This window comes from Burkholderia sp. DN3021 (assembly GCF_049805555.1).
In the GTDB taxonomy this organism is placed as follows: Bacteria; Pseudomonadota; Gammaproteobacteria; order Burkholderiales; family Burkholderiaceae; genus Burkholderia; species Burkholderia pyrrocinia_C.
On the sequence record NZ_JBNCAB010000137.1, the window covers coordinates 1 to 11,920 of the forward strand.

13 protein-coding genes and 1 tRNA gene are annotated in these 11,920 nt (G+C 64.1%); 5 read left to right on the plus strand and 9 right to left on the minus strand.

Features of this window, described 5'->3' with window-relative positions; genetic code table 11:
* Positions 1 to 1,424, minus strand: a 1,424-nt coding sequence (locus ACPUER_RS34695; protein WP_425133323.1) for an acyl-CoA dehydrogenase family protein, incomplete at its 3' end; no start/stop codon positions are given.
* 174 nt (positions 1,425 to 1,598) lie between these two features.
* Here ACPUER_RS34695 and ACPUER_RS34700 point away from each other — a divergent pair.
* Positions 1,599 to 2,501 carry a LysR family transcriptional regulator gene (locus ACPUER_RS34700; protein WP_310141576.1) on the plus strand — a complete coding sequence of 301 codons (903 nt, stop codon included), beginning with the start codon at positions 1,599 to 1,601 and terminating at the stop codon, positions 2,499 to 2,501.
* A gap of 25 nt (positions 2,502 to 2,526) precedes the next feature.
* Here ACPUER_RS34700 and ACPUER_RS34705 read toward each other — a convergent pair whose 3' ends face one another.
* The 4 genes from ACPUER_RS34705 to ACPUER_RS34720 form a co-directional block, all read right to left on the minus strand.
* The gene (locus ACPUER_RS34705) at positions 2,527 to 3,945 is read right to left on the minus strand and encodes an amino acid permease (RefSeq protein WP_425133324.1); all 1,419 of its coding nucleotides are present in this window, start codon (positions 3,943 to 3,945) and stop codon (positions 2,527 to 2,529) included.
* 91 nt (positions 3,946 to 4,036) lie between these two features.
* Positions 4,037 to 5,107: a porin gene (locus ACPUER_RS34710; RefSeq protein ID WP_425133325.1), complete on the minus strand. Its 1,071-nt coding sequence runs from the start codon at positions 5,105 to 5,107 to the stop codon at positions 4,037 to 4,039.
* A 71-nt stretch (positions 5,108 to 5,178) separates the two neighbouring features.
* A complete protein-coding gene (locus ACPUER_RS34715; RefSeq protein WP_310141574.1) occupies positions 5,179 to 5,565 on the minus strand; it encodes a RidA family protein in 387 nt (128 codons plus the stop codon).
* 33 nt (positions 5,566 to 5,598) lie between these two features.
* Complete coding sequence (locus ACPUER_RS34720; RefSeq protein ID WP_425133326.1) at positions 5,599 to 6,813, minus strand: amino acid aminotransferase; 1,215 nt, start codon at positions 6,811 to 6,813, stop codon at positions 5,599 to 5,601.
* Between the two features lie 192 nt (positions 6,814 to 7,005).
* On the opposite strand from ACPUER_RS34720, the gene ACPUER_RS34725 reads away from it, so the two are divergent.
* The 4 genes from ACPUER_RS34725 to ACPUER_RS34740 all read left to right on the plus strand — a co-directional run bounded on the left by ACPUER_RS34725 (position 7,006) and on the right by ACPUER_RS34740 (position 9,033).
* The gene (locus ACPUER_RS34725) at positions 7,006 to 7,488 is read left to right on the plus strand and encodes an Lrp/AsnC family transcriptional regulator (protein WP_027784903.1); all 483 of its coding nucleotides are present in this window, start codon (positions 7,006 to 7,008) and stop codon (positions 7,486 to 7,488) included.
* Between the two features lie 82 nt (positions 7,489 to 7,570).
* Positions 7,571 to 7,645 (plus strand) — tRNA-Val (locus tag ACPUER_RS34730).
* A gap of 204 nt (positions 7,646 to 7,849) precedes the next feature.
* Positions 7,850 to 8,401 carry a hypothetical protein gene (locus ACPUER_RS34735; protein WP_425133327.1) on the plus strand — a complete coding sequence of 184 codons (552 nt, stop codon included), beginning with the start codon at positions 7,850 to 7,852 and terminating at the stop codon, positions 8,399 to 8,401.
* A gap of 62 nt (positions 8,402 to 8,463) precedes the next feature.
* Positions 8,464 to 9,033: a hypothetical protein gene (locus tag ACPUER_RS34740; protein WP_425133328.1), complete on the plus strand. Its 570-nt coding sequence runs from the start codon at positions 8,464 to 8,466 to the stop codon at positions 9,031 to 9,033.
* 51 nt (positions 9,034 to 9,084) lie between these two features.
* Here the strand turns inward: ACPUER_RS34740 and ACPUER_RS34745 are convergent, their stop codons facing one another.
* The 4 genes from ACPUER_RS34745 to ACPUER_RS34760 all read right to left on the minus strand — a co-directional run bounded on the left by ACPUER_RS34745 (position 9,085) and on the right by ACPUER_RS34760 (position 11,640).
* Entirely contained in the window at positions 9,085 to 9,339 is a 255-nt protein-coding gene (locus ACPUER_RS34745) for a type II toxin-antitoxin system RelE/ParE family toxin (protein ID WP_425133329.1), read from the minus strand.
* 10 nt (positions 9,340 to 9,349) lie between these two features.
* A complete protein-coding gene (locus ACPUER_RS34750) occupies positions 9,350 to 9,808 on the minus strand; it encodes a hypothetical protein (protein WP_085509326.1) in 459 nt (152 codons plus the stop codon).
* 113 nt (positions 9,809 to 9,921) lie between these two features.
* Complete coding sequence (locus ACPUER_RS34755; RefSeq protein ID WP_124598665.1) at positions 9,922 to 10,773, minus strand: tyrosine-type recombinase/integrase; 852 nt, start codon at positions 10,771 to 10,773, stop codon at positions 9,922 to 9,924.
* Positions 10,774 to 10,860: 87 nt separating this feature from the next.
* On the minus strand, positions 10,861 to 11,640 hold the full coding sequence (locus ACPUER_RS34760) for a rolling circle replication-associated protein (protein ID WP_425133330.1): 780 nt from the start codon (positions 11,638 to 11,640) through the stop codon (positions 10,861 to 10,863).
* Between the last annotated feature and the right edge of the window lie 280 nt (positions 11,641 to 11,920).

The following is an 11,920-nucleotide window of genomic DNA, read 5'->3' on the forward strand; positions in this document are numbered from 1 at the left end:
CGGCTCGCGTCGGGCAGCGGCGCCGCGCCGAGCCGGTCGCCGAGGAACGCGCGCAGCGCGTCGAGCGCGTGCTCGCGCTGCGCGGCTCGCGCGACGTCGAGCGCGACGATGTTGCTCGTGCCTTCCCAGATCGAGCCGAGATGCGCATCGCGCACGACCCGCGCGTCGCTCCACTCTTCGATGTAGCCGGTGCCGCCGCGCACTTCCATCGCGTCGCCCGTCACGCGGCGCGCATCGCGGCACGCACGGAACTTGATCAGCGGCGTCAGGATCCGCACGCAGCGAGCGGCCTGCTCGTCGCCCGCATCGGCCTGCGGCAGCAGCAGCGCGATCTGCATGAACATCGCGCGCGCGGCCTCTGCCGGCAGCAGCATCTTCATCAACTGGCGCTGCATCAGCGGCATCTCGATCAGCTTGCGGCCGAAGGCCTCGCGGTGCGCGGCGACGTGCAGCGCCTCGTTCAGCGCGCGCCGCATCAGCCCGGCCGCGCGCACGCCGTTCGACAGCCGCGACATGTTGATCATGTCGGCCATCTGGTGGAAACCGCGACCGATCTCGCCGATCAGGTAGGCCTGCGCGCCTTCGAGCGCGATCTCGCCGCTCGCCATCGAACGGCTGCCGAGCTTGTCCTTCAGTCGCACGATCCGGTAACGGTTGCGCGTGCCGTCCGGCAGCGTCTTCGGCAGCAGGAACAGCGCGAGACCCTTGATGCCGTCCGGCGCGCCGTCGGGCCGCGCGAGCACCATCGCGAGATCGGCATCCGCGTTCGAGCAGAACCACTTGTCGCCGGTCAGGCGCCAGACGGTCTCGCCGTGCGCGTCGGTCTCGCGCGCCGCGCGCGTCGCGATGCGGCCGACGTCGGAGCCGGCCGCCTGCTCGGTCATGAACATCGCACCCTGGTACAGCGTGTCGAAGTCGCGCGACGCGAGCATCGGCAGGTAGCGCGCGACGAGCGCCGGATCGCCGAAGCGGCGCAGCGTGCGCGTCAGCGAATCGGTCATGCTGACCGGGCAGCACAGCCCGAATTCCGCCTGCACGAACAGGAACGTCAGCGCGTACTTGACGAGCGGCGGCACGGATTCGGACCGGTGGCTCAGCGCCGCGAGCCCGAGCTCCGAATACGCGACGCGTTCGAGCGCGACATACGCGGGATCCTTGTCGATCCGCTGCACGGCCTCGCCGCGCCGGTTGCGGTGCTCGAGCACGGGCGGGTGCTTGTCCGCGCGCGACGCCCATTCGTCGAGCTCACCCGATACGCGCGCGCCGAGCGCACGGAGCTGCGGTTCGAGTTCGGCATAGTGCGCGTCGCCGAGATGCAGCTTCAGCAACGCGCCGAGATCGGGATCGGCGGCGAAGAAATCGATGCCCCGGCTGTCGGGGATGTTGGATGCGCCGGTATCCGGCGTGCGGGCGGTATCGTTCATGCGTGCGTCTCCTGGGTTGCCGGCGCATCGGCCGTGGCTGGCGCCGCGGCGCCCGGCCGATCCTGTGCAAAGGCTTCCGCAGAGCGTAGGCGCGCGATCGATAAGCGTCCAATACAGGATTTATCCGGTACGATAGATATCGCTTATCGATGCTGACGCCGGGGAGGCGACACCATGGAACTGAGGCAGTTGCGCTACTTCGTGGCGGTCGCCGAGGAACTGCATTTCGGGCGCGCGGCAAAACGCCTGTTCATCTCGCAGCCGGCGCTGAGTTTCGACATCCGCAAGTTCGAGGAAGCGCTCGGCGTGCAGCTTTTCTCGCGCACCAACAAGACCGTTGCGCTGACCAACGCGGGCGAGGTGCTGCTCGGCGAAGCGCGCCGGCTGCTGCTGCAGGCGGCCGAGGCCGAGCGCCTGACGGTACGCTCCGCGTCGGGCCTCGCGGGCCGGCTGCGGATCGGCTTCGTCCATTCGATGCTGTATCGCGGGCTGCCCGATGCGGTGCGGCGCTTCGAGGCCGACTACCCGGGCGTCGAGGTCGTGCTGAGCGAGATGAACACGCACGCGCAGGTGCAGGCAATCCAGCGCGGCCAGATCGATCTCGGTTATGCGCACTGGGGTCACTTCCCGCCCGAGGTCGAATCGGCGCCCGTCTATGCGGAGCCGTTCGTATGCTGCCTGCCGGCCGCGCATCCGCTCGCACGTCGCAAGCAGGTTGCGCTCGCCGCGCTCGCGGCGGAACCGTTCATCCTGTTTCCGCGCGAAGCGGCGCCGCACTATCACGACCTGATCATCGCGCAGTGCGTGAATGCGGGATTCAGCCCGCTGATCCGCCACGAAGCGCGGCTGTGGCAGACGATCCTGTCGATGATCGAGTTCGGGATGGGTATCGCGCTGGTGCCGCGCGTGCTGCAGCAGGTGAAAAGCGACCGGCTCGCGTTCCGGCCGCTGAAGGATGCTTCGCTCGAATCGCGCACGCTCGCGCTGAAGCGCAGCGGCACCTCCGAACCGGTGGCGCTGCGCTTCGCCGACTACGTGCGCGCATCGATCGACGCACTGCCCGCGCTCGCGGGTTGAGCAGGAGCACGGCTCCGCTACTTCGCTACTTCGCTTCGGGCTGCAGCACCGGCTGCGCACGCCGATACCACACCGCGTACACGACCGACAGCGCGATCAGGAACGGAATGCCGAAGATCAGCGTCATGTGGAATTCGGCCGTGAAGTAGGTCGTCACCATCACCGCGAGCATCAGGCCCGCGCCGAGCAGCGTCAGCAGCGGAAAACCGCGCATCCGGAACGCAGGCGTCGGCAGGCCGAGCGCCGCGCGGCGCCGCCGGAAACAGTAATGCGTGACGAAGATCATCATCCACGTGAACAGCGCGCCGAACATCGACACCGCCATCATGATCGTGAACGACGCGTCCGGATACAGCACGCTCAGCACCGTCGCGAGCGCGATGCCGAGCGTCGACAGCATCAGCGCGCCGAACGGCACGCCGCGCGCGTTCACTTCGCCGAGCGCCTTGGGTGCGTGCCCCGCGCGCGACAGGCTGAACATCATCCGCGTCGTGATGTAGAGCTGGCTGTTCATCGCGGACAGCGCGGCAACCAGCACGACGAAGTTGATCAGCCCGGCCGCGCCCGGCAGGCGGATCGCCTCCATCACCTTCACGAACGGGCTTTCGTCGCGCCCTGCCGCCGTCCACGGGACGATCGCGAGCATCAGCGCGAGCGTGACGAGGTAGAACAGCACGAGCCGCACGATCGTCGAGCGGAACGCACGCGTAACCGCGCGCTCGGGATCCTCCGCTTCGCCGGCCGCGACCGCGATCATCTCGATGCTCAGGTAGCTGAAGATCGACACGATCACCGCGACCCACGTCCCCCACGGGCCCTTCGGAAAGAAGCCGCCGCGATCCGTGTAATGGTGGAAGCCCGCGCGTGCCGCGCCGTCGCCGACCAGCCCCGGATTGCCGAACACGATATACGCGCCGAGCACGATGAAGCCGACGATCGCCGCGATCTTCACGACCGAGAAACCGTATTCGACCGCGCCGAACACGTCGACGCTGCGCGCGTTGACGAACACCAGCAGCGCCGAGAAACCGACGATCCACAGCCAGCCCGGCACGCCGGGCAACCAGTACTTCATGTACAGCGCGATCGCGGTGACCTCGGTGCCGACCGCGAGCACGATGCACGCCCAGTACGCGTAGCGCACGAGGAACCCGGCCCACGGGCTCACATAGTGTTCGGCGTACGCGCCGAACGAACCGGATGTCGGGTGCGCGACCGTCATCTCGGCGAGACAGCCCATCAGCAGCAGCGAGATGAATGCGCCGATCGCGTAGCTGACGAGCACGCTCGGGCCCGCGAAGCCGATCGCGAAGCCGCTGCCGAGAAAAAGACCGGTGCCGATGGCGCCGCCGATCGCGATCATCGCCATCTGCCGCGCGGAAAGCGTGCGGCGCAGACCTTGCTCGCGCGCCGCGATATGCTGGAATTGCCCTTCTGATTGCATCGAATGACCTCGTTCGAAAGCGATTGTCCGGTCGAAACGTCGGCTGCGCGCGGGCCGGCGCCGGACCGGCCGGCCGCCGCGCGCCGCGGGTTCAGAACAGATGGCGCAGGCCGGCCGCGATGCCCGTCTGGTTGCCGCGCCCGGACATTTCGGTGAATGCGCCGCCGGTCACGCGGTTGTAGTCGACCGTCGCGTAGACCTGCGTCGCCTTCGACAGCGCGTACTCGGCCTCGAGCACGCCCGTATAGCGCTTGCCGCCGTTGCCGGCGACGCCGTTGACGTTGCGGATGTCGTCGTAATACGCGACGCCCGTCACCGACACCGCCGGCGTGACCTTGACGCTCGCGCCCGTGTAGAAGATCGCGTCGCGGCGCGGGTTGTCCGCGAACGACCCGTAGCTCACCTGGCGGCCCGGCGCGTTCAGCAGCGTCTCGTCGAGCACGCCCGAGCGATCGATGCCGCCGAGATAACCCGCGTACAGCGTCGCCGCACCGAACGCGTAGCGCGCGCCCGCACCCCACGCCTGCTGCGCGCGGCTCTTCAGGTCGCGCACCTGCTGGTACGTCGCGCCGACCATCAGGCCGCCCTGCGTGTACGACACGTGCGTGCCCCAGTATGCATTCGCGCCGAGGCTGCCCGCGACGCCGCCGAAGCCGTAGCTCGCGCCGACGTTCAGCCCGCCGAACGTGCCGTCGTAGCTGACGACGTTGCTCGCGCGGCCTTGCGTGAGGAAGTACGGCCACATGTTGGCCGTGTAGTTGCCGACCGTCAGCGGATCGAGATCGCCGAACAGGTTGAACGCCTCGGTCGCCTGGCGACCGAGCTTCACGGTGCCCCAGTCGCTCGCGAGGCCGACATACGCGTAGCGGCCGAACAACGCACCGTCGAGCTGCCCGTTTTGCGGCTCGAAGCCGCTCTCGAGCCGGAAGATCGCCTGCAGCCCGCCGCCGAGCGCTTCGCTCCCCTTAAGCCCCCAGCGGCTGTTCGTGATCGCGCCGTTGGTCATCTGCACGCTCGCGTCGTTCGACGCGTCGGCATGCGTCGTGTAGCGGATGCTCTGGTCGACGATGCCGTACAGCGTCACGCCGCTCTGCGCCATCGCGCCGCTCGCGGTGAGCGCGGCCATCATCATTGGCAGTGCGAATCGATAGGTCTTCATCATGCTCTCCTCCAGTCCTGTTCTCGTTTCTCGATGATTGTGGTAACTGCACGCCGCGCAACGCGGCGTTCCTGCTAGATGCGCGCCACGGGCAGCGCGACGTACGCGACGAGCTCGACGCACATCGCCGGATGCGCGAAACCCTGCACGCCGACACACGTACGGTTCGGATACGGTTCGCGGAAGTGACGCCGGTATTCGGCGTCGAATTCGGGCATCGCCTTCACGTCGGACAGGTAGACGAGCACCTGCGCGACATCGTCCATCGTCGCGCCGGCCGCCGCGACGGCCTTCGCGAGATTCGCGAGCGTGACGCGCGCCTGCTCGGCCATCGTGTCGCCGACGATCGCGCCGGACGCAGCGACCGGCCCGTGACCGGTAAACATCAGCCCGCCCGCGCGGGTCGCCCACGAGAACGGTTGCGCAAGCTGCGGCAAGTCGACCGGGATCGTTTCAGCCATCGTTTGTCCTCCTTATGATCTGGATCGGGACGCTCAGGCGGCGTGGCGCGACGCACCGCCGAGCACGTCGGCGATCGCGTTCGCGACATGGTCGACGTTCGCGTCGTTCAGGCCCGCGATGCACATGCGGCCCGAGCGCAGCAGATAGACGCCGTGCGATGCCCGCAGCCGGTCGACGTCGGCCGCGGCGATGCCCGTATAGCTGAACATCCCGCGCTGCGCGACGAGCGCGTCGAACGCGCGTCCCGGCAGGCGCGTATCGAGGCGCGCCTTCAGCTCGCCGCGCATCCGCTTGATGCGCGTGCGCACCTGCGCGACTTCGTCTTCCCAGCGCGCGCGCAGCACGTCGTCGTTCAGCACCGTCGACACGAGCTGCGCACCGAACAGCGGCGGGCTCGAATAGGTACGTCGCACGCCGGCCTGCAACTGGCTCAGCACCGTCGCGGCCTCGCCGTCGTTCGCGCAGACGATCGACAACCCGCCGACGCGCTCGCCGTACAGCGAGAAGTTCTTCGAGAACGAGTTGCCGACGATCGCCGGCAGCCCCGCATCGACGATCGTGCGCACGGCCCATGCGTCGTCGGCCAGACCGTCGCCGAAACCCTGGTACGCCATGTCGAGGAACGGAATCAGCCCGCGCCGCGCGAGCACGTCGATCACCGCGCGCCATGCATCGCGGTCGAGGTCGAGCCCTGTCGGATTGTGGCAGCACGGCTGCAGCAGCACGACACTGCGCGCCGGCAACGCATCGAGCGTCGCGAGCATCGCGTCGACGCGGATGTCGTTGCGCGCAGCGTCGTAGTACGGATACGTATGCACGTCGAGGCCGGCCGCCGAGAAGATCACGCGATGGTTGTCCCACGTCGGGTCGCTGATCCAGATCGCGCTGTCGGGGAAATAGCGCTTCACGAATTCCGCACCGAGCCGGATCGCGCCCGATCCGCCGAGCGTCTGCAGCGTCGCGATGCGCCCTTCCGCGAGCGCCGCGCAATCGTCGCCGAACACGAGACGCTGCACGCCCTGTCGATACGCGGCGAGCCCTTCCATCGGCAGATACGTGTGCGGCGCACCGGCTTCGCGCACGCGCCCGGCCGCGATGCGCGTGCTGTCGAGCACCGGAATCCGGCCCGCGTCGTCGTAGTAGAGGCCGATGCTCAGGTTGACCTTATGCGGATGCGCGTCCTGCTGGAACGCCTGGAACAGCGACAGGATCGGATCGCCCGGATAGGCGGGAATGTGTTCGTACATGGCGGAATGACGGTAAAGATTGAAGGCGGCGGCACGACCGGCGACATCGCGTTGCGTCGGGCCGTGCGGTCGAGGCATGGGGGCGCATGTTATCGAGGACGAAATAGAATGAGCTTCATTTTTCGATGACGAACCGGCCCGATTGCAGTAGAGTCTGCGATTCCCATCTTAAAATTCACCGGATTCTGCGAAATGGCTCTGGATCGAACCGACATGCGAATCCTCCGGCACCTCGAACGTGACGGACGCATCAGCAATCAGGACCTCGCGAACGCGGTCGCGCTGTCGCCGTCGGCGTGCCTGCGGCGCGTGAAGCTGCTCGAGGAACGCGGTGCCATTTCGGGGTATCGCTGCACGATCGAGCCGAAGAAGGTCGGCGTCGCGTTCGAGGCGCTCGTGCATGTGTCGATGCGGCCGGACGTGCCTGAGTGGCACGACCGGTTCGTCGAGGCGATCCAGCAGTGGCCGGAAGTCATCGCGGCGCAGATCGTGACGGGCGGATCGAACTACGTGCTGACGGTTCGCGCGCGCGACCTCGATCACTACTCGGACTTCGTGATCAACCGGCTGCACCGCGCGGCGGGCGTGATGTCGATCAATTCGAGCATCGTGCTCGCGACGCTCAAGCGCGACGGTTCGATCCTCGATCTCGTCGAGCCGTCGACGGCCGGCTGACCGATCGTTGCGCGGGCCTGAAAAAAATTTGCAGAAAGGGCTTTACGAACCCCAAAAGCTCTGACATAATTTCAGCTTCTTTGGGCGGTTAGCTCAGCGGTAGAGCACTGCCTTCACACGGCAGGGGTCACTGGTTCGATCCCAGTACCGCCCACCAAAGAATTCGCCGCTTGTGGCAACGCGTTAAACGCTGGATCGAGCAGTTCTTTCCGGCGCCAGCGCAAAGCCACTAGGCAAAGAAAAAGCCCTGCACTCGCAGGGCTTTTTTTTTTCGTTCGTCGAGGCATGCCACACGCGGCAATTGCCCGCCCGCCATTGGCGACTGATAATCCACCCGATAAGACCAACAGACGGGGCTGACATGAGCAGCAAAGACGATGGCACGGCCTTGGGCATGGTGCTCATTGCCGGGGTAGTCGCATGGGGACTACACGCGGGATGGTTCTACCAGACCGGACAGCAATGGTTCGATAGCTGTTGGGCATCCATCAATTCGAAGAACCCACCCGCGACTGCAGCAGAGGCGACAGCTTGGATGCAATGCGAGCCGCAGACCAAGAAAGCCTTGTTTGATGCGGGTTACGTATTCGGCGGCAATCCAGAGTACGCAGTGACGCCCGAGCTAAAAGCCGTAGAAGCCGCTTGTCCGAGCAATTACAGCGACATACCGATGAGCGGGGTGCAGGTCATGGCGGTTGACCTGCTGACGAAGGACGGCGGGCCGCGATGGCTCGACAAATTCATGCCGCCCGATCAGATGATCGTTCGCGCGTTCAACAAGCGCTGGCCCAACTGTAGCGCCGCGCGGGCAGCCAACGGATTCCCCACGATCGTACAGAAGGCAGACGGCAAATTTGGATGGTCGGGGCCATGCAAGCCCTGCGAGGCTGAAAACGCGGCGATGGGAAAATAACGCAAGGCCGCACGATCCAACGGGACAGCGGACAGAGAATAACCTGCGACAAGGGGGGCATCATGCCAGGAATCGAAACACTTTCGGACAAGCTGATAAGCGCAATCGTAACGGGTGTAATCGGCTTCCTGTTTTGGGCTATCCAGCGCAGGCTGGAACCGGGAGCAAAGCTGGGCTGGTGGATACCGCATGACTTTCTGTTTTCGCTCCCGATACCCCCAAACCCATTGCGCATCCAAACCTCCACATTGACGGTGCAGAATCTTGGGCGCAAGGCCGCCGAGGACGTACAGATAATGCACCAGACCAAGGTGGATCATTTCCAGCTTCACCCACGCCGCGACTACGCAGAAACGGTAGCGGCGGATGGGACCCATACCATCAACGTCGGTTCGCTGGGGGCAAAGGAGTGGCTACAACTTCAGGTACTGAGCCATGCCACACCCCCTGTCTTGGTCGGCATCCGCTCAAAGGATGGCCCCGCCAAAAATGTCCGCTTTCACATCGTGCGGAAATTCCCCAAGCCCGTGGAAGTGCTGCTCGGCGTTTCCGCGTTGCTCGGCGGGTTTGCGATCCTATATTGGATCGTGCGGGCCGTGCTTTTTATCTCCCGCGCGAACGGGATGCTCTGACACTGCGCACTATTGCAAAAAAGAATCGCTCTAGCTGTTGCTGCATCCCCGTCAATCTGGCCACTGTTGCCGGGAATGCTTCACGTTCAGAATCTCGACCACGTCTGCATCAATGCTGTACACGACAATGTAGTTGTGATGCACCACCATCTCTCGCGTTCCTGATACGCGCCCCGCTCGGTACAGTCTCGGGCGAACCCTCAACCCCTCCGCCTTTTCACGAATCATATGCACCAGGGCTAATGCAGCATCCGGATCGTCCTCCCCGATAAACTCCAAGATACACAACAGATCTTCCTCGGCCAACGGCCGCCACTTAAGTCTTAGCACGCTTTCCCTTTCTCATCGCTTCGACACGGGCCAGAGCCTTTTTCATCACGTCCTCATGCTCGATGCTCGGGCGCGGGTCGTCGATCGACGCCTGCACTTGCTCGCGCAACCATTTGTCATAGGCCGCCGCATTCGCGTGCGTCTGCTTCATCGCCGCTGCACGGTCCGGACGGCCTGAACGCTCGATCTCGACCTCATCCGGTCGCCATGCTTCGAGCGAGAAACGCCCCGACTGCAACCCAAGCTCGCGGATCACCTCAAGCGCCTTGACGGGGTTCCGGAACGCACGCGGCCGACGATTGTTCGACGTGACCAGCACAGCCGTTCCGGCCGTCCGTGTCTCCAGCTCGACGTAAAATGAACCGCCCTCAGCCTTGAGGACAGCCGACAGGACACCGCCCGCGTGTGCTGCGGCAGCAGCCTGAGACACATCTAACGTTTTCATGGCACAACCTTTAGAAGATAACGGCACGATCTATAATACATCGTGCCACAGTCAATAGCACTCAGCCCCCATTATTTGACGTAAAACCTCATCCAGTCGTCACCGCCTCACGCCTAGGCGTGCAGCGTCCGCACCGCCTCGCGCCCCATATGCGGGGCCAGATGCGCGTACCGCTCCGTCACCGTTATCGACGAGTGCCCGAGCAAATCCTTCACGACGTACAGCGACACGCCCGCCATGACGAGCCAAGAGGCGAAGGTGTGGCGCAAGTCGTGCACCCTGAAATCGTCGATCCCCGCACGAACGCACGCGGCGCGGAAACCCTTCTGAATCGTCGTCATCCGACCGCCCGACGCCACCGCGAACACCCACGGCGAACGAGGCTCCGTTACCCGCACCCATTCACGCTGATCCCTCAAAGCCGCCATCGCTTCATCGTTCAGCGGCACAACGCGGCGTTTGCCGTTCTTCGTATCACCCGGCTCCAGCGACAAAACCGCTCGATCAAAATCCACTCGCGACCATTCAAGTTTCAACAGTTCGTTTTTGCGGCAACCGGTATGCAAAGCAAGCCGAATGAAGTTTGGCAAATGCGGTCGACGTGCGAAGCGTGAAGCACATATCACCAGCGCATCGGCGTCCTGCCGACTAATCCAACGAACCCTAGCCGCCCCGGACGACATAGCAAGCCTAATGACGGGATTCGGCAAATCCGGCCGATCATATTCCAATCGCACAAAATTGATGGCCGCAGAAAAGACACGCAGTTCGCGCTGTATTGTCGATTCAAGCACACCATCCGCCTGCCTAACAGCAATGTACCGCCTCACATCGACCCGCTTCAGCGCGCACAAATCTCTGTCCGCGAAGTACGGCCGGAGCCGCTTCAATGCGTATAGCTCGCGCTGCCTGCTTCGATTATTTTTCGACGCGAGGTATACGTCTATTACTTCTTCGAATGTCATCCACCAGCCCTCTCACGCCGTTGAACTCCAATAATATCGACGTTTAAGCCCGCAACGCGAATCAATAATTAATTAACAATATTGATTCTAATTTTCTCGTGTCGATAACCAGAACACCCCTAACTCATGCCGCCAAAATGCCTGACAACGATCCAATGTCGCACCCGCTCGCAATGCCGCATTAAATGCAGTCTTCAACGCCTCGGCAGGATCATTCGACGTGATGTGATCAATCGGCATGACTTCCGGGACGACCACGCCGCGGCTCGTCCAGTACCGCTTTTCGTTCAGCGCATGCTCCGCGAAATCCTTGGTGATGTACTTCGCGAGATAGGCCGCGAGCTTGTGCCGCAGCCCCTTTTCCTTGAACGGGTTCCGCACGTTGACTTGGCCGTTGCCGACGCCCACGATGCTTTGCCAGATCGAGCGCAGCACGCGATAGTTCTGACGGCCCTTGACGGCGACGTGCAGGTGCCATGCGCCGCGCTTCTGACGTTCCGGCGTCGCCACATATTGGAAGCTAGAGAGCTTCGACAGGCGACGGCGCAGCGCGTCGAAATCACGCTTCAGGCGGGCTTTGTCTTGCATGTTCTCGCGGTACGTCAACGTGATCATTCGATCCGCTCCAATCGCTTTACAGCGGAGCCGCACCTGTTGCTTGGCGCGTTTCGCTGCGTCCATCAGGTTCGATTCGCTGTTCTCCGACTCGCCGCGCTTCGCCTTAGGCATCGCATTCAACGACAGCGCGCCCATGTACCGATCGAACCGCGTCGCCGTCACTTCGACCTGACCGTCGCCAAAATTCCGGCCACGGATCACCCACTCTCTACGAAACGGCGAGAAGTCGCCTATACTTGCGTCGTGCATTGCAACTTGTCCTTGTAATGCGCTGTTTCACCAAGCCCTGACCGTTGCCGCGTTCAGGGCTTTTCTTTTTTCTGAACTGCCTTTCTGTCCTTGCTCCGCCTCGCTCGATGCCGGCGTCCGTGTCCCGTATCCCGTATCCGTTAAGTGTCCCTGATACAAGTTTAGGGGCCGCGGGGGGCGCGGGCCCCCCCCCGCCCGACCGGTTGCGTTGGGCCGCCCCCCCCCCCCAAAACACCCCCCACCAACCGCCCACCCCCACCCCCCACCCACTACACAGCCC